Annotated in this window: 13 protein-coding genes; 5 read left to right on the forward strand and 8 right to left on the reverse strand. The window is 61.6% G+C overall.

Translation table 11 applies throughout. The features are described 5' to 3' along the window. Nucleotides 1-32 precede the first annotated feature (32 nt). A complete protein-coding gene (gene thiI / locus AAHA41_RS05840) occupies nucleotides 33-1,481 on the reverse strand; it encodes a tRNA uracil 4-sulfurtransferase ThiI (RefSeq protein ID WP_323070306.1) in 1,449 nt (482 codons plus the stop codon). Between the two features lie 178 nt (nucleotides 1,482-1,659). On the opposite strand from thiI, the gene AAHA41_RS05845 reads away from it, so the two are divergent. Then, nucleotides 1,660-2,625, forward strand: a complete 966-nt coding sequence (locus AAHA41_RS05845) for a hypothetical protein (RefSeq protein ID WP_323070307.1) — start codon at nucleotides 1,660-1,662, stop codon at nucleotides 2,623-2,625. Between the two features lie 426 nt (nucleotides 2,626-3,051). Here the strand turns inward: AAHA41_RS05845 and pbpC are convergent, their stop codons facing one another. The 4 genes from pbpC to AAHA41_RS05865 form a co-directional block, all read right to left on the reverse strand. Beyond that, nucleotides 3,052-5,397, reverse strand: coding sequence for a penicillin-binding protein 1C (pbpC, locus tag AAHA41_RS05850; protein WP_323070330.1), 2,346 nt, complete (start codon nucleotides 5,395-5,397; stop codon nucleotides 3,052-3,054). Nucleotides 5,398-5,449: 52 nt separating this feature from the next. Continuing rightward, nucleotides 5,450-10,339 (reverse strand): alpha-2-macroglobulin, encoded by a 4,890-nt coding sequence (locus AAHA41_RS05855; RefSeq protein ID WP_323070308.1) that lies wholly within the window; start codon nucleotides 10,337-10,339, stop codon nucleotides 5,450-5,452. A gap of 166 nt (nucleotides 10,340-10,505) precedes the next feature. Then, nucleotides 10,506-11,168, reverse strand: coding sequence for a DedA family protein (locus AAHA41_RS05860; RefSeq protein ID WP_064339852.1), 663 nt, complete (start codon nucleotides 11,166-11,168; stop codon nucleotides 10,506-10,508). Nucleotides 11,169-11,354: 186 nt separating this feature from the next. Then, nucleotides 11,355-13,043 (reverse strand): FAD-dependent oxidoreductase, encoded by a 1,689-nt coding sequence (locus tag AAHA41_RS05865; RefSeq protein ID WP_323070309.1) that lies wholly within the window; start codon nucleotides 13,041-13,043, stop codon nucleotides 11,355-11,357. 135 nt (nucleotides 13,044-13,178) lie between these two features. Between AAHA41_RS05865 and AAHA41_RS05870 the strand changes: the two genes are divergently transcribed. The 3 genes from AAHA41_RS05870 to AAHA41_RS05880 all read left to right on the forward strand — a co-directional run bounded on the left by AAHA41_RS05870 (nucleotide 13,179) and on the right by AAHA41_RS05880 (nucleotide 17,715). Further along, nucleotides 13,179-16,115, forward strand: coding sequence for an EAL domain-containing protein (locus AAHA41_RS05870; protein ID WP_323070310.1), 2,937 nt, complete (start codon nucleotides 13,179-13,181; stop codon nucleotides 16,113-16,115). A 65-nt stretch (nucleotides 16,116-16,180) separates the two neighbouring features. Continuing rightward, a complete protein-coding gene (pflA, locus tag AAHA41_RS05875; RefSeq protein ID WP_042033423.1) occupies nucleotides 16,181-16,978 on the forward strand; it encodes a pyruvate formate lyase 1-activating protein in 798 nt (265 codons plus the stop codon). 95 nt (nucleotides 16,979-17,073) lie between these two features. Continuing rightward, nucleotides 17,074-17,715: an energy-coupling factor ABC transporter permease gene (locus tag AAHA41_RS05880; RefSeq protein ID WP_042053233.1), complete on the forward strand. Its 642-nt coding sequence runs from the start codon at nucleotides 17,074-17,076 to the stop codon at nucleotides 17,713-17,715. Between the two features lie 85 nt (nucleotides 17,716-17,800). Here AAHA41_RS05880 and AAHA41_RS05885 read toward each other — a convergent pair whose 3' ends face one another. Then, nucleotides 17,801-19,093 carry an NAD(P)/FAD-dependent oxidoreductase gene (locus AAHA41_RS05885; protein ID WP_323070311.1) on the reverse strand — a complete coding sequence of 431 codons (1,293 nt, stop codon included), beginning with the start codon at nucleotides 19,091-19,093 and terminating at the stop codon, nucleotides 17,801-17,803. 75 nt (nucleotides 19,094-19,168) lie between these two features. Further along, complete coding sequence (ycfP, locus tag AAHA41_RS05890) at nucleotides 19,169-19,708, reverse strand: alpha/beta hydrolase YcfP (protein WP_033113393.1); 540 nt, start codon at nucleotides 19,706-19,708, stop codon at nucleotides 19,169-19,171. Between the two features lie 478 nt (nucleotides 19,709-20,186). On the opposite strand from ycfP, the gene AAHA41_RS05895 reads away from it, so the two are divergent. After that, entirely contained in the window at nucleotides 20,187-21,593 is a 1,407-nt protein-coding gene (locus tag AAHA41_RS05895; RefSeq protein WP_071911567.1) for a nucleobase:cation symporter-2 family protein, read from the forward strand. Nucleotides 21,594-21,649: 56 nt separating this feature from the next. Here AAHA41_RS05895 and AAHA41_RS05900 read toward each other — a convergent pair whose 3' ends face one another. Next, nucleotides 21,650-23,452 carry a M3 family oligoendopeptidase gene (locus tag AAHA41_RS05900; protein WP_323070312.1) on the reverse strand — a complete coding sequence of 601 codons (1,803 nt, stop codon included), beginning with the start codon at nucleotides 23,450-23,452 and terminating at the stop codon, nucleotides 21,650-21,652. Nucleotides 23,453-23,465 lie beyond the last annotated feature (13 nt).

Here is a 23,465-nt window from a genome sequence, read left to right on the forward strand (position 1 = left end):
GCCGGATTTTTTATGGGAGATTGAGCGTCAAATTACGGACGGTAAACTTTGACGTTGGCAAAGCCCTTCTCTTTCAGGTAAAGCGCCTGCAGCTTGCTCATCACGCCGCGATCGCAGTAGAGCAGGTAGGTCTTCTCCTTGGGCAGATCGCCAAAGGCGGTAGCCAGCTTGAAGAAGGGGATATGCATGACCTCACGCCCTTCCACCAGCAACGGCTTCTCGTCGTGCTCGTCCATGGAGCGGATATCGAGGATCACCTCGTTGTCACCGCTCTCGGCGGTAGTCTCCACTTCCTGAACCTCGGCGGCGGTCTCTTCACCAATACGGCGGATATCGAGATAACGGGCCTCGGCCACAACCTTGTCCAGAATGGCGAAGTCGAAGTTGCTCTCTTCCTCTTCAATGCGGGAAAGCTCGGCCTTCACGGTCGGCTTCTTGGAGATGACACCGCAATACTCCGGCATGGTCTCGGCAAACTCCAGAGTGCCGATGCGGCGGGCTTCACTGATGATGTCCGGCTTGTCCCAGGTGATGAGCGGGCGCAGGATCACCTTGTCGGTCACCCGGTCGATGACGTTCAGGTTGGTGAGGGTCTGGCTGGAAACCTGGCCCACACACTCGCCGGTCACCAGCGCCGGGATCTGGAACTCGTCGGCCACCTTGGCGGCGGCACGCATCATCATCCGCTTGAGCACCACCCCCATCTGACCGTTATCGATCTTCTCCAGGATCTCGGCGACCACCGGCTCGAAGTCGACCGCAGTGAAACGCACCCGATGGGATGAACCGAAGCGGTTCCACAGGTGGTAGGCCACCTGCTTGACGCCGATTTCGTGGGCAGCACCGCCCAGATTGAAGAAACAGTAGTGCACGCGGCAGCCGCGCTTGATGAACTGGAACGACGCAACGCCGGAGTCAAAACCGCCGGAAATGAGGCTCAGCACATCTTCCTGGGTCGCGATGGGCATGCCGCTCAGGCCCTGATGGATGGCGCTGACAATAAAGAGCTCTTCGCCATCGATCTCGAGGTTGATCTTCACATCCGGGTTCTTGAGGCGCACGCCGTTGCTTTCGCAGTGCTGGTTCAAACCACCGCCCACGTAGCGCTCAATCTCGAGAGAGGAGAACTCGTGCTTGCCGTGGCGCTTGGCGCGCACGCAGAAGGTTTTGCCCTTGAGCTGGTCGCCCCACACGGCTTTCACCTGCTCGAAGATGTCGTGCAGATCGGTGAACTTGCTGGCCTGCACCTCGAGGAAGGCCTGAATGCCAGGGATGCAAGCCAGGGCTTCGATAGCCTGCTCGCGGAACTGGTCATTGCGGGAGCTCACAATCAGCTTGTCCCAATCCATCCGTACGCGGGCATCGTCGTCGAAGCGGCGCAGGACGTTGCGGATATTGCCCTGCAGGATCTTGATAAAGCGCTGGCGAACCGACTTGCTCTTGATGGTGATTTCCGGGAACAGCTTGATAATGAACTTCATGGTAATGACTCGGGTGACCTTGATTTAAGGGCGCGAATTATATCAGAACTTTGTGGCCAGCGCCTACTGGATGAGCGTTTGCTCACATTCCCCCACGCAGTGTTTGCCGTGCAGCGCCAATCTTGCGTATATTCCCGACCCTGCACCCCGGCACCACTTCTGGCGACAGACCGATACGATGAAGACCTATATCTACTACCCCGGTATGGAGGTACGTGACGAGCTCTGGCTCAAGTTTGCCCTGCTCTATCTGGAGCGGCTCGCCTTTGTCTTCACCGTCAGCGAAAAGAGCGGTCTCACCGCCCTGCAGCAAACCCTCGAGCAGGAGACCGATCTGCTGGCCGAGCGACCCGATGCCACCTTCTTTGCCACCATCACTCCACAACTCGAAAGCCAGTTAAGCGGTTTGCTTGCCCCCGATTTTGTCCGCCACAAGGTGTTTGGCAACAAGGAACTGGTCACCCGCTGGCGTCAGGGAGCCAACCACGACTGCTTCTGCCCGGATCAGGCGGGGCTGGAGCGGCTGCACGGCTTTTGCCTCAACTATGGTTTTGCCAGTCGGGATCAGGGGGGGATCAGAATGGCACGGCGCTTTGCCAATCTGCTCTCCATGCGTCTCGCCCGTGAGTGGGCACTCGCCAATGACGGGGCGCTCATTACCGATCACGACTATCTGGATCGCCTGCTCCATCTGCTCGAATCCCGCTACCACAATCGCGGCGGTCAGGATTGCTTCCACCTCGAGATCCCGTTGCAAGTACCCACTCACCTCGGCGAGATCTCTTTCGCCGAACTTATCGCCCTGCGCGGGCGCAGCGGCTTTCGCCAGCAGTTGGCCGAATTTCATCTGGCCCTCGACAACCTGCTCACCATGCTGGGGAGCGGCTATGCCGACCCGGCGGCCCTGACCCGTTTCGAGCAGGCCCGGCAAGGGCTCAATCAACTGCTCGGCCCCGAGACCATCAGCATGCCACTCACCACCCTGGTCAGCACCAGCCTGCCCGCCGTGGCGATGCTCCATCAGTTAAAGGCGAGCCATCCCGAAAGCAACCTCATCTTCCATCCCATCAAGAAGAGCCACTTTCACCAGCGCAAGAGCCAGCACTTCTTCACCCGGCTCGGTCACCTGCGCCAACCGGGCTGAACCGGCGGAATGAAAAAGGGGTTGGCGCCTGCCAACCCCTCTCGTTTTCTGCAGCCTACCAATCATCACCCCGGTGATTGGCCCGCTCTTGTGCGTCACGGCGTGCTTCCATCGCCCTGTCACGGCGGATATTGGCAGGGGTACAGGCAAACTGTTTCTGATAACAACGAACAAAACTCTCGGAAGCTGGTTCGAAAGGTGAATAGAACCCGGTACGTTCAGGAGAAACATGGTGATCACCATGATTGGTAGTGGCACAGCCCGAACTCATCAGCACCAGCAAGGGACACAGAACACGCAGCAAAAGAGAACTCCCGATTGGATTTGAATGAACTCGCAATTATTCAAAAATTAATTCATCCAATCAAATATTGATGCATTTCAAATGGTTAATTACATTTCCCTCAATGGCTGTCGGCAAAACGCTCAACGGGTGATGGTGCCGGCATCACTGTCAGGATGCACCATGCGAAACTCGATGCGATCGCTGTTGCCCGCCTCGTCCACCACCACCAGCTGGTAGCGACCCGCCACACTCAGCACCTGATCCCCGTCCCAGCGCAGCCGCTGGCCGTTGAGAAACCAGGCCGGCTTGCCGACACCGCCGAGCACCTTGGGCTGCAGCCGATAGCGCTGGCTGCGGATAAGGTTGCCCTCCCCCAGCGCCACGATGCGAATGGGAGCCTGCAGCTCAGCGCTCTGCCCCTCCCCTGCACAACCGCTGGCCAGCAGCGCCTGCCGTCGCTCGCCGGGGGACCGCCACGGCTCCAGCGACAATGGCCAGAGCGCTCGAAAGCCGGATTGCGCCGCATCGGGACAACGGGTCAGAGTCGGCTTGCCCGCGGCGGTCAATGCAACTTGACGCAGCGGCGAGGGCCAGTCCATGGGATCCGGCAAGGTGGGAGGATCGCGCTCTTCCAGCAACCAGGCGCTCTGACGCTGCAAGCAGGCCTCAGGCAGGGTCGAGCTCATTTTGCGCCCCAGCGGCCAGCAGATCTCGGCTTCGCTCACCGTATTGGGCTGTGCCGGCAGGGGGCTGTTGTCAGCCAACCGCGAGTAAACAGAGAGCAACAGCGGCACAGCTGCACTCTGACCGTAAAAACCGGGCATGGGGGTACCGTCGGGGCGCCCAAGCCAGACGCCTATGGTCCAGCGACCGGAGACCCCCATCGCCCAGCTGTCGCGATAGCCATAGCTGGTGCCGGTCTTCCAGGCCAGTCGATTTACCCGGCCGGTCGCCTCGCTGGCAAAGGGTTGATCCGCCCGCCCCTGCGCGCTCAATATTTGCCAGATGATCCAGGCTGCCCCCGGGCTCAGCAAGGGGCGCGACACCGCCTGCTGCCCCGCCAGCCAGACCGGCATCGCCACCTGCCCCTGCCGGGTCAGCGAGCTGTAGAGCGCCACCAGCTGTTCGAGCCGAATGCCCGCCGCCCCCAGCGCGATGGCAGGATTGGGTTTGTCGGAGAGCGCCAGTCTCACCCCGGCGTTGTCGAGGCGGCTGACCAGTTTGTCCGGCCCAAGCGCCTCCAGCACCTGCACCGCCGGCACGTTGAGGGATTGCTGCAGCGCCTGCGCAAGGGTCACCGGCCCCTGAAAGGCGCCGGAGAAATTGGCGGGGCGATACTCCGAGCCCAATCTCGGTGCATCGGAGAGCAGGGAGGCCGAGTGCACCAACCCTTCATCCATGGCCAGACCGTAGATGAAGGGCTTGAGGGTGGAGCCGGGGGAGCGGATCGCCTGCACCATGTCCAGATAACCGTGGCGGCGCAAATTGCCATACTCGGCGCTGCCTACATAGGCGCGCACCGCCATGGTTTTGTTATCTACCAACAGCAACGCCGCTGAGGTCTGCTCGGGGAAGCGACGGATATAGCTTGCAACCCGCCCCTCCAGCCAGCGCTGCAGATCGCCGTCTATGGTGGTGTGCACCAGTGCCCCGGCCTGATTGTCGGCGGCAAGACGGGCAAACAGCGGCGCCTCCATCGGCGTGAAGTGGCCGCGAGCCAGCACCGGCTCGATACGCCCCTCCAGCCACACCTGTTCGGGCCAGACGCCTTGTGCTACCAGCCGCTGCATCACCTTGTCACGGGCGGTGCGGGCCCGCTCGGGATGCCGGTCCGGCCGGTTGCGGCTGGGAGCCTGCGGCAACACCGCCAACAGCGCCGCCTCGGCATAGGTCAGCTTGGCCGCACTCTTGCCGAGATAGGCAAAACTTGCCGCCTGCACCCCCTCCAGATTGCCGCCAAACGGCGCCCGGTTGAGGTAGACGGTGAGCAGGGTGCGCTTGTCGTAGTGCCACTCCAGCTGCAGCGCGCGGGCCATCTGACGAAGCTTGCCGGGCACGCTCCTGTGGTAGGGCTCGATAAGACGCGCCACCTGCATGGTGAGGGTCGAGCCGCCCGACACGGCGCGCCCGTAACGCAGCCACTGCCAGACCCCGCGCACCATGGCCACCGGATTGACCCCGGGATGGCGCCAGAAGTAGCGATCCTCGTAGCCCAGCAGCGCCTCGATATAGCGGGGGGAGACCAGCTCCAGGGTCACGGGATAGCGCCACACGCCGCTGGTATCGGCAAAGGCGCGCAGCGGTCGCCCCTTCATGTCGAGTACCACCCGTGCGTAGGCAGGGTCGAGCGGTGGCGGCGGGAAGAGCCGATCCAGTGCCAGCAATGACAGCAGCAGTGCTACAACGCCCAGCACCGAGCAACGCAGCCAGCGTGGCAGGCGACCAAGCCAGCGCCAGCCAGCGTGGCCAGTGCGACCTAATTTCAGCCAGCCACGCTGCCAGAAAGTGAGCGGGCGAACCCGCTCAAGGGAGGGAATGTTACTCAGAGATGATCACCTCATGGATATCCTCACCCACAGCCCGCAGCTCGGGGCGGTACATATCCTCCACCTGGGTCGGCGGCACCTGATAGCGACCCGGCGTCACCGCCCGCATCAGGTAGACCAGTTGCTGGTTGCTCCCCTCGCTCAGATCCAGCGCTGCCGTGTAGCGGTCATCGCGAAACTCCTGATGCTTGAGATAGTCGTTCCACTCGCTCTGCCACGCCGGTTTCCCCTCGATGGAGAGCTCTTCCAGCTTGATGCTGTTGCCAAGGGCCGGGTTCTCCAGCTCGAAGCCGGCGGGCACCATCTCTACCAGCAGGGCATCGGGCACCGCCGATTCACTGCTGACGTTGAGCCGCACCACCACCAGATCGCCCACCTTCACCTTGGAGGGATCAAACGGCTGACCGTCGCTATTGAACCAGCTGCGGGTCACGCTCATCCCCTTGCTGATCCGCGCCGGCGCCTGTTCTGGGTAACCGACCAGAGTGCGCTGCACATAGAGCGAGCCCTTGCCCTCGTTGGTGACGGTGCTCGCGGCCAGTGCCTCGGGGGCACTCTGCTGCAGCGGAGCCGAACCGCTCAGGGATCCACTGCCAAGAGAGGAAGTCACCTTGGCCTGCCAGTCGGCGGCCGGATCGAAGCGGGCGAGTCGCAGCAGGGCGAGCCGCTCCTGAGTGCTGAGCCACTGACGATGAGCCAGGGTATCGGCCACCTTGGCGCTGAGATCAGGCCAGCGCTCCGCCGCCAGCTTGTGCTGACGAAGCAAGGAGAGTTCAAGGGCCTCATCGCGCAGCGGTGAGCCGTAATCCCCCAGATAGTCATCACCGCGCTCGGTCGCCAATGCCCGGCTGAGGGCCTTGGCGGCGTTCTGCTCATCCCCCATGGCCGAGAGGGCCAGCGAGAGGTGGAGCAGCGGCAAACCAGAGCGGGCGTGATCGGCCTGCTGCTCCCAGATAAGACGCAGGGTAGCGAGCGGTGCCTTGCCCATCCGGGCCAGCACATAGGCACTGTAGGCCTGATAGGCCAGCCGGCTGTGCTCGGGGGCACTGCTCCAGCGCTCGCCATACTGACTGTCGGTGAGATAGCTTTGCAGCCGGTTCAGCGCCTGATTGAGCATTGCCTCCGGCACTGCATCGCCCGCCTCCTTGCGCGCCAGCAGGTAGTCGGCGGCATAAGCGGTGAGCCACTGCTCCTCGTCGGAGCGACCATCCCACAGGCCAAAGCCGCCGCTTGGCAGTTGCAACCGCTGCAACCGTTGCAGCAGGGCGCGTTGCACATCCGCCTCACTCGCCGCTTTCTTGCCCTCTGCGGGTTTGCTCCAGGCGGCCCGCTCATCCGCCGTGGTCAGCAAGTAAGGCCAGGCACGGGACAGAGTCTGCTCCAGACAGGCGTAGGGGTAGTCGGCCAGCGCCTGCCACTGGGCTGCCGGATCCCAGGGGGGAGTGCCGGAGAGGCTGAGCAGCCCCTGCAGATTGGCGCGATCCAGCCCGGCCAGCTCAGCTGGCGCAAAGCTCATCTGCTGGCCGGGAGCCAGCATCTGGTAACGCTGGCGAGTCTCGGCCGGCCAGGGGGAACGCAGCGGCAAAGTCCAGTCGCGACTTATCGCAAAATCCTTGCCGCTGGCCGCCAACTGCAGGCTCGCCACACCGCTCGCCCCGGTCACGGTGAGCGGCAGGGTCAGCCACTGCTCCTCGCCGTTTTTAAGGGAAAGGGTGCCGGGCAGCTCGCCATTTGCCTTGAGCCCGCCGTTGAGGGTCCAGACAAGGGAGAGGGTCTGATCCTCGCCGCTCATGTTGCGCAGCTGCACCAGCGCCCGGGTCTCATCGCCTCTGGCGCCAAAGCGCGGCCAGCCAATTTCGGCTACCAAGGGCGCTACTACCTTGACGGCGCGCTCGGCCTCCCCAACTTGCTGTTCGTTCCAGGCCAGCGCCATCAGCGCCAGTTCACCGTTGAAGTTGGGCAAATCGAGCGGGATCACCGCTTTGCCCTGCTGGTCAAAACTCACCTCGCCGCTCCACAGTGCGGCTATTTCGACCCGGCTCTCCAGCGCGCCTCCCTTTTTCAGCGGCGCCCGATCGCCGCCGTAGTTGAGGCGGGCCAGCTTGCCATCCTGCGGCGGGATCACCTGGCCGTAGTTGTCGAACAAATCTTGCGCGAAGCGCTTGCGGCCAAAGAAGATCTCGAACGGGTCGAGGGGCTGGTAGTCGCTGATATTGAGCACGCCCCGATCCACCGCCGCCAGCACCACCCGTCCCTGACTGTTGGGGGTGGAGGTAGCGGTCACTTCCAGCCGGGTAAGCGGCACCGCTTTATCAGGCGCGCTCAGGGTGAGCGGCAGACGGCGCGCTTCCCGATCCAGGGTGAGCGGCACCAGCCCGACCGAGCGCAGGCTCTGTCCCTGCTGGCTGCTGACCGGTTTGGAGGCGCTGTCTGGCGCGGCGATCTGGGCCGAGATATGCAGATCGTGGCGCTGCCACTCGGGGCTGACCGGGATCTCGAACTCGTCGCGGGCATCCTTGGCATCGCCACCTGCGCCCTTGAGTTCGATGCGCTGCCACCAGCGCAGGCCGTCGCCATCTTCCACTAGCAGCAAGCCCTTACCGGGGCGCGACGCCACCAGAGTCACTTTGGCCTTGTCACCCGCCTGATAGGCGCGCTTGTCGAGAGTGATGGCAATCTTGTCGGGCCGTGCCTGCTCGCCACCGCCGCCCCAGGCGTAGCTGCCGATCTCTACCCGCAGGCTGGATTGATGGCCCTGACTGTTCTCCACCTCCAATCGATACCAGCCCGCCGCCAGTTGCAGCGTGAGCGGGGTCGGCCCCTTGCCATCCAGCTGCAGGGTCTGCTCCTGCTCCAGATAGGGCTGGCTGTTGAATTCGTACTTCCACCCCTCGCCATCGGCGTAGTGCCAGTAGTAGTCGCGGTACTCGTTGATAAGGCGCACTTTCACCGCCCCCGCCACCGGTTGGCCCTTGTCATCGAGGTTGAGGATCTGGAAGGGGAGCGGCTTGCCCCCCTCTACCCGATCGGCCACGAAATCGGCCTTGAGTGCCGGCCACTGGCTGCCTGCAGGCCAGCCATACTGGGTGCGGCTGCGATTGACGGCGCGGCCACCGGGCTCGGCGAGCGACACTCGATAGGCCACCTCCAGCGGCCCGAGGGCGCGCACCCCATCGAGCTCATCAGCTAACGAAAAAGTCCCCTGCCCCTGCGCATCGAGGGTGAGATTGAGAGGTTCGAGATCCTTTGCCTGCTCGGCAAGCAGCACGTCACCCAGAGTGAACTCCTGCCACTGGGTAAAGGGCATGGTGGCGCGGCTAATCTTGACCTCAGCCTTGGCCTTGGTGGCACTGGCCGGCGCGCCGTAGAGATAGTCCCCTTGCAGTGGCAGCGTCAGGGCGGCGTCCAGACTCGTGACTTCCCCATCCGGCCCCTTGCCAAGCTGCAGTTTCAACCGCTCAGGCAGAAACTCCTCCACCAAAAAGGGCCACTCGAAGCGGCTGCCGGCGGCGGTCTTGAGGTTGATGGTCCAGCGCCCGAGCGGCGCATCGTCCGGCAGACGCAAGCCGTAGTGGGCGGCGCCAAGGCTATCGGGTAGCAGCCGTTTCTGTTCGAGCAATTGACCGTCCGGCTGCTTCACCTCCAACTCCACCGCCATGCCGGGCAGCAGCTGGCCATCCTGCCCTTTTAGCAGGATTTCGCTGTCGAGCCGCTCGCCGGGGCGATAGAGATCGCGCCCGCTAAAGAGATAGAGCTGCTGAGCCTGCCAGGGCTGGGTGCCGAGATCGAAGGTGGAGAGATCGAGCGCCGCCCCATCGAGGCGCAGCACCGCCAGATGGTTGCCCTGTTCGGCCAGCAGCAGGCGAGCCCCCTGCACCTGATCGAAACGGCGATGGCCCTGCGGATCGGTGGTTTGCACCTGCAACCGGTTGCCCTTCTCGTCGAGCAGGGAGAGCTGCACATCCTTGAGCGGGTCGGCGCTGGCCAGGGAGCTGACAAACACCTCCAGCTGATCGCGGTAACGGCGGGCACTGAGCCCCATGTCGCTCACCGCAAAATAGGTGGTCTCCTTGCGCCAGTCGTAGTTGCCAAGGGGCGACATCACCGCAAAGTAGACGCCGGCCTCCGCCAGCTGCGGCTCCTTCACATTGATGAGGCGGGTCTCGCGCCGGTTGGCATCAAGCTCCAGCGCATAGCGGCCGCTGAACACCCGCTTGGCCCGCTTGGTGATCTGCTCAAGCTCCCAGTTGCCCATGCCAGAACCGGGGCGATACTCGGCCAGAAAGCGGGGCAGATATTCCGCATCGACCCGGAAGAAATCGATATTAACCTCGTCCACGTTGACCGCGCTGATGGGCAGGCGCAGCTCGTCGCGCAGCGGCAATACCATGCCACTGGCGGTAAAGGAGGCCCCCGCCTCCAGCGGCCGGGTCTTGAGGGTCCAGCTCTGGGGGGATGGGCCCAGCCCCGCCTTGAGGCTCACCTCATAGCTCTTGTCGGGCTGCACGTTCGGGAAATAGAGGGTGCGACCATCGTCGGCGAGGATCCACTCCCCCTGCACCTGCTTGCCCCCTTCACTGACCCCAAGCCAGCTCTGCCAGTTTGCCTTGGGCACCAAGGGGCCGGAGAAGACCAGCGCCAGCGCTGGCGCGTCGCGATATTGACGGGCATTGGCCTGCACTACAGAAGTTGGCGCCCCGGCCTCCTGCTGGGCTGTGGATTCTTTGGTCTGCCCACTGGCGACAGGCTTGTCGGGGCCGCAACCGGCCAGCAGCAAACCGGCCAACCCGGATAGCAGCAGTGCCGACCAGCGGCGACGATTCAGAGGGTGTGCTCCTTGGGCAGAGCGACGGGAAACCGGGCGAGCGTGAAAGAGGCGCATAGATTCCATCCTGGCTGGGATCCGCTGCAACAGCAGCGAGGCAGCAAACAGGATAAAGCATCGAGCGCCCCTGACACAAAGAGGATTCTCGCGACAACAGGCAGAAGCCACCTTGCTGCGACAACGGCCGCCCTTTCAGAGCGGCCGAACACTCAACAGACCGAAATCAACGGAGGGGGGATTGCTCTCTTTTGGTGCCGCCCTTGAACCAGCGAAAGAGGATGGCCGTCACGGCGATAAGGAAGAGCACCAGAGAGGTAATGAGCAGCATGCGGGTCAGCAGTTCGCTATGGGCAACAAAAAAAGGCACCGTCATCGCCAACTTGCCCACCAGACTCAGACAAAGTGACCAGAGCACGGCGCTGGCGAAACTCGCCACGCACATGCGCAGCACGCTCAGGCGACCTATCCCCATCAGCATGGGGGTCAGCACCCGGACGAACGGAATAAAGCGGGAGGCAAACATGGCCAGAAAACCATACCGGTTCAGCAGCCGGGTCGCTTTGGGCAAACTGTCTGGCGGCAACATCCGCTCGATATGTTCCATAAAGCGGGTGCGCTGCAGCGCCCTGCCTTGCAGATAGGCAAGCACGGAGCCAAACCCCGCCGCCAGCGGCAAATAGATGAGCGTCACTTCCGTCCCCAGAACGCCCATTCCCACCAGCCCACCGGCCAGCAGCACCAGACTGTCTCCCGGCAGGGGGAGAAAGACAAACGCCGACTCCAGCAACAGCACCAGCATCAGACAACAGATGAGCATGGGCACCGCCTGCATCTGGATCAGGGCATCAAAGTCCTGATGCCAAATGGCCATCAACATATCCAGCATCTCTTACTCCCTACCACAACGTTCACCGTGAACGAGGCAGGGGTTATAGCACTCCCCCCATGAACAAAACGTTAATTTTGTCTCGCAGAGAGAAAAAAATGCGGCGAAATGGCGCCGGGCGGCAAAAAGAAAAAGCCCCTCATCTTGCGCGCACAAGGGAGAGGGGCAAACAGGCACAGAAAGGGGTTATTCGGCAGTAGCCATCTGCCAGGTTTTAAAGCCGCCGGAGAGGTTCTTCACCTTGAAGCCGTGCTGGCTCAGCAGGCGGCAAGCAACGTGACCACGCAGCCCGACCTGACAGCTGATCAGCAGCTCCTTCTCCTTGGGCAGCTCATGGAGGCGACCACGCAGCTCGTCGAGCGGGATATGCATGGCACCCGGAATGCGGCCCAGCTTGTCAAGCTCGGGGCCGTTGCGCACATCCACCACCTGCTGGTGAGGATTGCGAGCCTGCACCTCGGCCACGTGGCAGAGCAGGGTGTCCCCCTTCAGGTGGTTGCTTGCCACAAACCCGGCCATGTTGATTACATCCTTGGCCGAGCCAAAGGGCGGCGCATAGGTGAGCTCCAGATCCTGCAGGTCAAACACGGTGAGACCGGCGCGCTGGGCCACCGCCAGCACATCGATGCGCTTGTCGATGCCATCCTTGCCCACTGCCTGGGCGCCGTAAATCTTGCCATCCGGGGCAAACAACAGCTTGAGGCTGACCGGATGGGCGCCAGGGTAGTAACCGGCATGGCTGCCCGGGTGGACATAAGCCTTCTCGAACGGTAACCCCAGCTGCACCAGTCGCTTCTCGTTGAGCCCGGTGCTGGCCACCGCCAGATCGAACAGCTTGCAGATGGCTGTCCCTTGCGTCTTCTTGTAGGTTTCGGCTCGGCCCAGCATATTGTCGGCGGCGATGCGCCCCTGCCGGTTGGCTGGGCCAGCCAGCGGGATCAGCACTGATTCGCCGGTGACGAAGTCAATCTCCTCCACCGCATCCCCCACCGCATAGATAAAGGGATCCGAGGTGCGCATGCCGGCATCCACCTTGATGCCGCCGCGCGGCCCCAGCTCCAGCCCCGCCTTGGCGGCAAGCAGGGTTTCCGGTTTGACGCCGATGGCGAGGATCAAGAGACCAGTATCAAGATGGGAACCATCATTGAGGGTCAGGCGCAGGCCACCGCTGTTGGCGGTAGCCACGGCGGCGGTTTTCTCGGCAGGCAGATCCAGACTCTCGATGGCTGTGAGGCCGGTACGCAGGCGCAGGTCGATCCCCTCTTCACGAATACGGGCATGGAGCATGTTGGCCATCTCCCTGTCCACCGGTGCCATCACCTGATCGGAGAGCTCCAGCAGGGTGACATCCAGCTTGCGCTGATGCAGCGCCTCCATCATCTCCAGCCCGATAAAGCCGCCGCCCACCACGGTGACGTGACGCGGTTGATCGTGGTGAAGAGAGGCCAGAATCCGGTCCATGTCGGGGATATTGCGCAGGGTATGCACCCGAGGGCTATCGATACCGGGGAAAGCCGGCCGGATCGGTGCGGCGCCCGGGCTCAGCAGAAGCACGTCATAGGGTTCGCGCAGCTCTTCACCGGTTTGCAGATTGCGCACCAGCAATGATTTGCCTGCCCTGTCTATCTCGATCACATCGTGAAAGACTCGCACATCGACGTTGAAACGGCGCTTGAAACTCTGGGGAGTCTGCAACAACAAAGCATCCCGATTGGGGATATCGCCACCGATGTGGTAGGGCAGACCGCAGTTGGCAAAGCTGACAAACTCGCCCCGCTCGAACATCACGATCTCCGCCTCTTCGCTCAGCCGGCGTGCTCTGGCGGCCGCCGATGCGCCCCCCGCAACCCCACCGATAATCAGGATCCGTTTCATCTGCAAGACTCCTCCTAGAAGATAATGGCCAATAAATTAGCAACCTCTAATTTAGATTTCAATGAAATTTTGTTTCCCTCGATTTTGCAGTATTCTTGCAGCCCCGACGGTTGCTTAACAGGATGTTGTTCGTTCATGTCGTCTACCGCTCTCAGTCATCTTCCCCCTGCCCTCCAGACTCCCCTTTTTTTTCGTCTGGACCTGCGCAGCCAACGGCTGGTCGCCCTGACCGACGTGATGCAAACGCCGCTCTACTGGCTCGACGAACCGCGCGCCCCCTGGCCTGCCCAGCTGCCCGCCGATCTGCGCCTGCCCATCGAGCAGATGCTGGCCAATGGCCATGGCGGCAAACTCTCCCTGCGCTTTGGCGGCCAGCTCTGGCACATCGCCATCGCCCATGAGCAGGATGGCTTCTGGCTTATCTGCCTGCAGCACCGGCATCTGGAGCCGGTCTCCGAGCTGGCACTGCAACTGCCGCGCCTTAGCCAGATGGCGAGCCAGCAACAGTATGCTCTCCTGCTGGAAACCCTCAAGGATAGTCTGGGCGCCGATCGACTCATTCTCTGGCACTATCAGGCCAACGGCGATCTGGGCTGCGAGCAGCTCACTCCCGTCTTTACTCTGGGTGTTGATGGCATCTATCCCATTCGTGGCGACAGCCGCTATATCCGTGCCCTGCGCACCCGCAAATCCCTGAGCTTCTCGGAAGCGGCCCATCAGCCGATGCTGAGCAACCACCTCTATCTGGCCAGTGCCGGCGTCAGCTCGCGCCTCGACGGTGCCATGCTGGAGCAGGACAAGCTCTTTGGCGTGCTCAGCATCGAATATCTCGACCCGACTCCTCTTGGCGACGAGATGCTGCAACTGGTGCGCCACTGCGCCCAACTGCTTGGCCACTGGCAACCGGTGCAGGAGGAGAGCGCAAGCGACCTCGCCCTGCCTGCCGAGCTGCACCAGCTCACCGGCATCGACTACTGCAAAACGTTGCTGCAATGGGCCAAAGCCGCCAGCGGCGCACGTGCCGGCTGGATCGGCGAGTTCCAGCCACGGGGGCAGGATCTCTGGATCATTCCCCGCTGCGTCCTCAACGAGGAGACCTTCTCCGCCCTCAAGCCCCTGCAGATGGATCCGGGCCCCGGCAGGGAGCTGTTCCAGCACGGGCAAGCTATCTATGTGGAAGATCTGGCGCTGCGCTATCCCAAGGCGCACCGTCTGCTGGCCCTCAATGCCAGGGCCTATATCGGCATCCCGCTGCACAACGCGGGTGGCACCCCGACCGGCCAGCTCACCTTGCTGCTCGACGAGACGCTGAGTGACCCGGAACCGCTGCTGGATCTCTTGAGCAGCCAGCACGAGCGGGCCGCCATCGAGCTCAAGCGCCTTGCTACCGACGACGCCCTGCGCCTGGCCGAAGTGGCCTTCAATACCCACGATGGCCTGCTGGTAATGGATCACAACGGCATCATCCTCAAGGTGAACCACTCCTTTACCCGCATCACCGGATTTGGCGAGGTGGAGGTGGTTGGCCACTCCATCCGCAAGCTGCGCCCCACCTACTATGGTGATCACCTGAAAGAGGATGTCAGCCGTGCCGTGGCCGAACAGGAGTTCTGGCTGGGTGAAGAGCGCTGCCTGCATCAGGATGGCCACCTCTTCCCGGTGCGCCTGATGGTAAGCGGCGTGAAGGATGAGCAGGGAGAACTCAGCCACTTCATCTGCAGCTTCTACGACATCACCGAGGAGAAAGAGGCGGCCAGACACATAGAGCAGCTCGCCTACTACGACGATCTCTGCGGCCTGCACAATCGCCGCAGCCTCAACACCATTTTGCAGCGCACGCTGGAGACGTCCGATGGTCAGTGGGGGGCATTGCTGCTGGTCGATCTCGACAACTTCAAGTCGATCAACGACTCTCTCGGCCACGCCTGTGGCGATCTGCTGCTGCAGGCGGTGGTACGCCGCTTCAGGGAGCTGCCGCAGGACAATCTGGTACAAGCTCGCATCTCGGGGGATGAATTTGCCCTGCTCTTTACCCAGCTTGGACAGGGTGAAGTGACCGCCAAAATTCTGGCAGAGCACTTCGCCCGCGAGTTGATGGGGCTGTTTCGCACCCCGTTCGAAATAGCCGATCACAAGCTGCACTGCAGCGCCTCGGTCGGGATCAGCCTCTTTGCCGGCAACGGCATGGATCACCTCACCCTGATGCAACAGGCTGACACGGCCACTCACATGGCCAAGCGTGCCGGTCAGGGCAACTACGTCTTCTTTACCGAAGCGATGGCCGAGCTGGAGAAAAACCGCCTCACCCTCACCAACCAGTTGCGCGATGCCTTGCGCCACCACGAGCTGCAACTGCACTACCAGCCGCAATATCGGGTGGATAACGGCACCCTCTCGGGGGTCGAGGCACTGCTGCGCTGGCAGCGCAGCGATGGCACCATGGTGCCCCCCGGCGAGTTCATCCCCATCGCCGAGGAGACCAGCCTGATCCTCGAGATCGGCTACTGGGTGATGAAAACCGCCTGCGCGCAATACAGCTTCTGGCTCAACCGCGGCCTGCAGATCCCTCACCTGTCGGTCAACGTCAGTGCCCGCCAGTTCCACACCCAGGGCTTCGTCCAGCAGGTGGAGTACATTCTGCGCGATACCGGCATTCCGCCCTCCCGCCTGCTGCTGGAGGTGACCGAATCCGTGGTGCTGGAGAATCGCATCGAGAGCATCGCCCGCATGCGCCAGCTCAAGGAGCTCGGTATCCTCATCTCCATCGATGACTTTGGCACCGGCTACTCGTCACTCGCCTATCTACGGGATCTGCCCGCCGATGAGGTGAAGCTCGACAGAAGCTTCATCCAGACCCTGGTGCACAGCGAGCAGGACAGGGCCATCGTCAAGGCAATCCTCGATCTGGCTCAGGTATTCCGCTTTACCGTCACCGCCGAAGGGGTGGAAGAGGAGGCGCAACTGGCCATTCTTCGAGAGCTGGGATGTCAGCATTATCAAGGGTTCCTCACCAGCCGCCCGCTCACCATCAGGGAGCTGGAACAGCTGCTGGACGGCAACGGGCCGGACTAAAGGTGTAGGATCAATAGGGGTTTATGTAATAAAATAACGGCCTGCTCGAATCGTTGGAGTTGTCTATGTCAGTCATTAACCGGATCCCTGCCGTTGAAATCAGTGAACAAGCCGAGAGTCACGGCGCCATTGGCCGGATCCATTCCGTTGAAACCTGCGGTACCGTCGACGGTCCGGGAATACGCTTTATCGTATTCATGCAAGGATGCCTGATGCGCTGCAAGTACTGCCACAACCGCGATACCTGGGATACCGAGGGTGGCCGCGAAGTGACAGTGCCGGAGTTGATGAGTGACATCACCAGCTATCGCCACTTCATGAATGCCTCCGGTGGCGGTGTGACCGCATCCGGCGGTGAAGCCATGCTGCAACCTGCTTTCATCACCGAACTCTTTACCGCCTGCAAAGAGAAAGGGATCCACACCTGCCTCGATACCAACGGCTTCGTCCGTCATCTCGACGAACAGGTGGACAAGCTGCTCGACCAGACCGATCTGGTGCTGCTCGACATCAAGCAGATCAATGACGAGAAACACATTCCGCTGACCCACGTCAGCAACAGATACACCCTGGAGTTTGCCCGCTATCTGGCAGCCAAAGGCAAGACCATGTGGATCCGCTACGTGGTGGTGCCGACCTGGAGCGACGACGACGAGAGCGCCGAAGGGCTGGGTCAGTTCATCGCCGAGCTGGGCGAGAGCGTCGAGAAGGTGGAGCTGCTCCCCTATCACGAACTCGGCAAACACAAGTGGGATGTGCTGGGTGATCCTTACGAGCTGAGCGGGATAAAGCCCCCCAGCAAGGAGACCATGGAACGGGTCAAGGGGATACTTGGCAAGTACCACAACAACGTGAAATATTGATGTGCAAGCAGGCTGACTCGTCAGCCTGCTCTGTTTTCGGGTGGCAGGGATCTGGCTGCCCGGCGTAATCTGACTGCCTCGTGAGTGAACGAATGATGAGTGAAGGACAACTCGCCGCTCTTCTGATCTGGCTGCTGCTACTGACTTTCAGCCTGCGCCGCACCCTGTGGCAACTGCTTCATGACAACCCCCTCTACCAGCATCTGCTGCTGGGGAGCGCCATCGCTCTCATCCCGCTCTGGACGCTGCGCGCCGGTCTGCACGACGGACTGGAGGTGCATTTTCTCGGACTCACCACCCTCACCCTGCTGCTGGGCTGGCGGCTGGCCCTGCTCGCCCCCTGCCTGACCCTGCTGGTACTCGATTACTTTGGCGTCACCAATCTGGCCGACTTTGGCTGGCAGGCGCTGGTTGGCATTGCCCTGCCAGTAGCCAGCAGCTGGCTGCTGTTTCTGGCCAGCTGGGCCTGGCTGCCGCGCCATCTCTTTGTCTATATCTTCGTTGCCGCCTTTCTTGGCGGCGCCCTCGCCATCTCGGTCAAGGTTGCAGCCAGCGCCCTGTTGATGGGGATAAGCGGCAGCTACCCCTGGCATACCATCACGGCAGACTACCTCTCCATCTGGCCGCTGCTGCTCTTTCCGGAAGCGCTCCTCAACGGCATGGCGATGACGGTGCTCGCCATCTACCGCCCCCACTGGGTCAACACCTTCTTCGATCGCACCTATCTGGGCAAATAACTCCTTTTCCCCTATCTGCGCGCATAAAAAAGGAGAGGCCATGGCCTCTCCTTTTGTGCTATTCCGAATTGTGACAAATCCCGGCTTAGTGCAGCTTCAGGGTCGGACGCAGCACACGGTTGATACGACCCACCAGCATGATGAGGCCGGTCTTGACGTAGCCGTGCAGGGCGATCTGGTGCATCCGGTAGAGGGAGATGTACACCAGACGGGCGATATAGCCTTCCACCATCATGGAGCCGCGCATCAGGTTGCCCATCAGGCTGCCCACGGTGGAGAAGCGGCTGAGGGATACCAGCGAACCGTGGTCGTGGTAGAGGTAGGGCTTCATCTCGCCGCCGTTCATCTTGGCCAGAATGTTCTTGAACGCCTGGCTGGCCATCTGGTGGGCAGACTGGGCGCGCGGCGGCACGAACTTGCCATCCGGCTGCGGGCAAGCGGCGCAGTCACCGATGACGAAGATGTTCTCGTCACGGGTGGTCTGCAGGGTCTCTTTCACCACCAGCTGGTTGATGCGGTTGGTCTCAAGACCAGCGATATCCTTCATGAAATCCGGCGCCTTGATACCGGCAGCCCACACCATCAGGTCAGCTTCAATCAGCTCGCCATCCTTGGTATGCAGACCTTCGGCGGTCGCTTCGGTGATCATGGTGGCGGTACGCACGTCCACCCCCAGCTTGACCAGCTCCTGATGAGCAGCGCCGCTGATGCGCTCCGGCAGGGCCGGCAGGATGCGGGGGCCCGCTTCCACCAGCGTCACCTTCAGGCTGTCGGTGGTCAGGTTCTTGAAGCCATAGGCATAGAGCTGCTCGACCGCGTTGTAGAGCTCGGCAGAGAGCTCGACGCCGGTGGCGCCACCGCCAACGATGGCAATCTTCACCTTGTCGCCCGGCTGATATTCGGTCGCGAACTGCAGGAAGCGGTTCATCATGCTGTTGTGGAAACGGTGCGCCTGGGAGGGGCTATCGAGGAAGATACAGTGCTCCCTGATGCCCTTGGTGTTGAAGTCATTGGAAACAGAGCCGATGGCCATCACCAGATAGTCGTAAGGCAGCTCGCGCTCGTTGACCACGATGTCGCCACTGTCGTCGTGGATCGGGGCCAGTACGATGCGTTTCTCGTCGCGCTTGATGTCGGTCAGGGTGCCGAGCTGGAAGTCGAAACCGTGGTTCTTGGCGTGAGACTGATAGCTCAGGGCATCGATGCCCGCATCCATGGAGCCGGTGGCTACTTCGTGCAGCAGGGGCTTCCACAGGTGGGTGCGGTTGCGATCGACCAGAGTGATCTTGGCCTTGTTCTTCTTGCCAAGCTTGCGACCCAGACTGGTGGCCAACTCCAGGCCACCGGCGCCGCCGCCTACAACGACAATATTCATCATGATGATTTTTCCTCGGTTCCTCAAAACGAAAGGGAGCCATTGGCTCCCTAAAACGAAATCGGTCGACGTGATGGATCAGGCTTCTTTGAAGGCCTTCATCCGCTGCAGATGGTGCGAGATGTTTTTGAACTTATGGGTCTCGCGATCATCCCACACGATGTCGTAATAGTTCTTCAATTCACGTTCAGTGTCCCGATTATCGCGCACTTCATCCTGAACGGAAAGGATGCACAGGCAGTTTCCTGAATTTTTCTTACGAAATTCAGTTACACACTTGGTGCCAATATCCTCGTACTCCTCCGGCCGGTCGATCTTGCCCTGCATGTTCTCTTCGGGGTGCAGATTGGGGTTGAAGATCACCTGACGAATGCCGCACAAAAAGCCGATGCGCTCGCTCCAGTAGCCCCCGAGTCCGACACCGCAGATGAGGGGCTTGGGATCTGTGCTCATGTCGAGCTGCTTCTTCACTTCCTTGAGCAGGTGGCTCATATCATGACGGGGGTGAACCGTGCTGTAGTGCACGAAACGCACATCATCATCAATAAACTGCAACTGCAGCACTTTCTCGTGATTGCCGGGGCTGGTGGCATCGAAGCCATGCAGGTAGATGATCATGGATAAGACCTCAGGATCTGTGTCGGTTTTATCGAAACTACCCCAGCGGCAGCCTCACGCGCCACCAAAACATCCAACTTTCTTGCTTTGGATCACGCCAGCCCCTAGAACAAGATGCTGCGCGTGAGCCCTTGCCCGGCGCAACACGCAAGCCAGCCCTATCAAAGTGAGAGGCGGTGGCCAAAAATGATACCGCCATTACCAATCTGAGACGCCCGGCAGCCCCCTTTGTCCCTCTTCTTGTGCCTGATCCCGATCCGGATGTGATTGAACCCTCAAAAAGCCAAACGTTTTCACCAACAGTCACAATTGAGCATGTTTTGTGCACTGACCATGGCCTGCACCGGATCCCTCCCTCCTGCTAATCCGGATGAGCTTGGCGATCCACGCACTCGATAACATCTGTGACCGGGAAAGCCGCGGCTTTCCCTATCTTGCCCCTGCCCGTTGCCGGGGCTCGCCAAGGAGAGATCTGTTGATGAACGAGACCAATCCACCCGCCTCCCGACCGGGAAAGCGAATACGTCCCGATGACGAAGTGGAGCGCATGCTCCCCGCTGGCCAGCTATTTACCCTCGGCCTGCAGCATGTGCTGGTGATGTACGCCGGCGCCGTCGCCGTCCCACTGGTGATAGGCGGCAGTCTGGGACTGCCCAAGGAGCAGATCTCCTACCTTATCAGTTCGGATCTCTTTTGCTGCGGCATCGTCACCCTGCTGCAGTGTGTCGGTATCGGGCGTTTCGCCGGGATCCGGCTACCTGTCATCATGTCGGTCACCTTTGCCGCCGTGATGCCCATGCTGGCCATCGGTGCCAATCCGGATCTGGGGCTCACCGGCATCTTCGGCGCCACCATAGCCGCGGGTATCATCTCAACCCTGCTGGTGCCCCTGATAGGCCGGTTGATGCCGCTCTTCCCCACCGTGGTGACCGGGGTGGTCATCACCTCCATCGGCATCAGCATCATGCAGGTGGGGATCGACTGGATGGCGGGGGGCAAGGGCAACCCCGAATATGGCAGCCTGCGCTATATCGGCACCAGCTTTGTGGTGCTCGCCTTCATTCTGGCGGTGACCCGCTTCACCAAAGGTTTTTTCAGCAATATCTCGGTGCTGCTCGGGATCATCTTCGGCTTCATAGTAGCCATCGCCATGGGGGAGGTGAGTCTCGACGGTCTTGGTGAGGCGGCCTGGTTTGCCCCCATAGTACCGTTCGCGTTTGGTTGGCCCACCTTCGATCCCATCTCCATCGCCACCCTGACGGTGATCATGCTGATCACCTTTATCGAATCGATGGGGATGTTTCTGGCGCTCGGCGACATCGTAGGCCATCCGGCCAGTCGTGGCGATATCGTACGCGGGCTGCGGGTGGATGCCATCGGCACCATCATCGGCGGTGTCTTCAACAGCTTCCCCCACACCTCCTTCTCCCAGAATATCGGGTTGGTGAGCGTGACCGGAGTATCGAGCCGCTGGGTCTGCGTGATGTCAGGGGGGATCCTGCTCGCCTTTGGCCTTATCCCCAAGATGTCGGTGATGGTCGCCTCCATCCCTCCCTTCGTGCTGGGGGGCGCCGGCATAGTGATGTTCGGCATGGTGCTGGCCACCGGTATTCGCATTCTGGCGCGGGCCGACTACAACACCAACCGCCACAATCTCTATATCGTCGCCATCAGCCTCGGGATCGGCATGATCCCGACCGTCTCCGGCTCTTTCTTCCAGCACTTCCCGGCGGCACTGCAGCCGCTGTTTCATAGCGGCATCCTGTTGGCCACCATCAGCTCGGTAGTACTCAACCTCTTCTTCAACGGCTACCAACCGGATCTGACCCACCAGACCAAGCCATTGCTGGTCGGCCCGGTCAAACCGAAGCAAGAGCAGGCATAACCAACAGGCCCCGGACACCGGTCAGGGGCCTGTCACTCACATCACCGCTTACCCAATCAGGCTGGCAGCTGTGCGAAGCGCTCTACCGCCTGCGCCACCTGAGCCAGACTCCCCTGCCAGAAGGCCGACTGGCGAATATCCTGCCCCAGATGTTTTGCCACCAGCGCCTCGGCGCTCATGCGGCCGGTATCGCGCAGCAGGTCGCGGTACGCCTGCGCCACATTGTCGTCTCCCGCCGCCTTGCGACTCATCAGTTGCTCATACACGCCGAGGCTGAAGAGATAACCGAACAGATAGGGATAGTTGTAAAAACCCAGCCCGGCGATGGAGAAGTGCGCCTTGGCCGCCCAGAACATGGGGTGATAGCGGCAGAGGCTCTTCTCATACCAGCGTCCCCACGCCTCATCGGTCAGCGCCTTGAGGCGGGCCGGCGCAACATAGCCATGCTCCCGCTCGGCCACCAGCGCCCGCTCGAAGTCGAAACGGGCCGGGATATTGACCAGGAAGGTAGCTGCGCCATCGGCCTCGGCCCAGGCGATCGCCAACTGCTCTTCGGGACTTTCTGCCTGCTCGAACAGGGCGCTGCGCACCAGAGTCTCGGCAAAGATGGAGGCCGTTTCGGCCAACGTCATGGGATAGCTGCGCTGACTCATCGGCAGATCGCGGATCACCCAGTTGTGCCAGGCGTGGCCCAGCTCATGGGCCAGCGTAATGACGTTGTCCATGGTGCCGGCATAGGTGACGAAGACCCGCGGCTCGACCGGTTCGGCAAATTTGGTGCAGTAGGCGCCGGTGCGGCGATTTGGCGTAGGGGCCGCATCGATCCACCCCTTCTCGGCCATCATCCGGGCAAACGCCCCCATCTCGGGATCGAAACGGCTAAAGGCAGCGGCAATCAGCTCGATCGCCTCCTCGAACGGGATCTCGCGGCTGCTGGCAGCCGGAGGCGGCGCAAAGAGATCCTCGGCCCCCGGATCGTCGATGCCAAGGCGTGCAGCCATCAGCTCCAGCGCCCGCTGACCAAGGGTTCGGGCCTGCCAAGTCTCGTTCATCAGCGTATCCAGGGTGGCGCGCTCGATATGGCTCTGATGACAGGAGAGATCCAGCGCATCGAGCTGCCGCTCACTGCCACGCTGACGCGAGAGTTCCAGCCGCCAACCGTTGATGGCGTTGAGGATGGCGGCCACCGTCTCCTGCTCTCCCTCCCAGCCAGCGCTGATGGCATCAAATGCTTCCCGGCGCAGGGAGCGCAGCGGGCTGGAGAGCAGATTGCTCGCCTCCGCCAGTCCCATCTCGCGGCCATCGATCACCAGCCGGATCTTGCCCACCAGATCGTTGTAGAGGTTGCCCCAGGCGTGCAGCCCATCGGTACCAAGACCTATCACCAACTGCTCTGCCGCCACCGGCAGACGCTGATCCTGCAATCTGCGTTCGTGACGCAGGCGATACTCCTCCTCGCCAAGCTGGGGATCCGCCATCAGCAGGCCAAATTCGGCCTCCGGCAGCGCCAGCATCAGGTCCTCCACCGGCGCCAGCGTCTTGAACAGATCGGCATTGAGGGCGCGAGCTCGGGATGCCAGCTGCTTGGCCTGGGTATCGCGGGCATCCTGACTGCCCCGGCAGGCGGCCAGAATCGCCACGTTCCAGCCGATATGACGAATGCGGCGGGCACGCAGGCGCACCTCCCGCAAACAATCTTGCCGCGCATCCCCCGCAAGGTCGGCCAGATTGGCGACCAGCGCCGCCAGTGGTGCCAGGGCTGCACGGGCCTCGGCCATGTCGGACTCAAGCTCGGGACTGTCGAGAGCGGGATAGATATGGTGGTTGTGCCACTGCTGAAGGTATCGGGTTGCTTGCATTGAAGGCTCGTTA

It is taken from the genome of Aeromonas sp. SER (assembly GCF_038739615.1).
Lineage (GTDB): Bacteria > Pseudomonadota > Gammaproteobacteria > Enterobacterales > Aeromonadaceae > Aeromonas > Aeromonas jandaei.

Bases quoted from the DNA above. Each gene is read 5' to 3' on its own strand.
- thiI (WP_323070306.1), bottom strand. From the start codon at position 1,481: ATGAAGTTCATTATCAAGCTGTTCCCGGAAATCACCATCAAGAGCAAG.
- AAHA41_RS05845 (WP_323070307.1), top strand. From the start codon at position 1,660: ATGAAGACCTATATCTACTACCCCGGTATGGAGGTACGTGACGAGCTC.
- AAHA41_RS05900 (WP_323070312.1), bottom strand. From the start codon at position 23,452: ATGCAAGCAACCCGATACCTTCAGCAGTGGCACAACCACCATATCTAT.
- AAHA41_RS05880 (WP_042053233.1), top strand. From the start codon at position 17,074: ATGAGTGAAGGACAACTCGCCGCTCTTCTGATCTGGCTGCTGCTACTG.
- AAHA41_RS05865 (WP_323070309.1), bottom strand. From the start codon at position 13,043: ATGAAACGGATCCTGATTATCGGTGGGGTTGCGGGGGGCGCATCGGCG.
- AAHA41_RS05895 (WP_071911567.1), top strand. From the start codon at position 20,187: ATGAACGAGACCAATCCACCCGCCTCCCGACCGGGAAAGCGAATACGT.
- pflA (WP_042033423.1), top strand. From the start codon at position 16,181: ATGTCAGTCATTAACCGGATCCCTGCCGTTGAAATCAGTGAACAAGCC.
- AAHA41_RS05870 (WP_323070310.1), top strand. From the start codon at position 13,179: ATGTCGTCTACCGCTCTCAGTCATCTTCCCCCTGCCCTCCAGACTCCC.
- AAHA41_RS05860 (WP_064339852.1), bottom strand. From the start codon at position 11,168: ATGCTGGATATGTTGATGGCCATTTGGCATCAGGACTTTGATGCCCTG.
- AAHA41_RS05855 (WP_323070308.1), bottom strand. From the start codon at position 10,339: ATGCGCCTCTTTCACGCTCGCCCGGTTTCCCGTCGCTCTGCCCAAGGA.
- ycfP (WP_033113393.1), bottom strand. From the start codon at position 19,708: ATGATCATCTACCTGCATGGCTTCGATGCCACCAGCCCCGGCAATCAC.
- AAHA41_RS05885 (WP_323070311.1), bottom strand. From the start codon at position 19,093: ATGATGAATATTGTCGTTGTAGGCGGCGGCGCCGGTGGCCTGGAGTTG.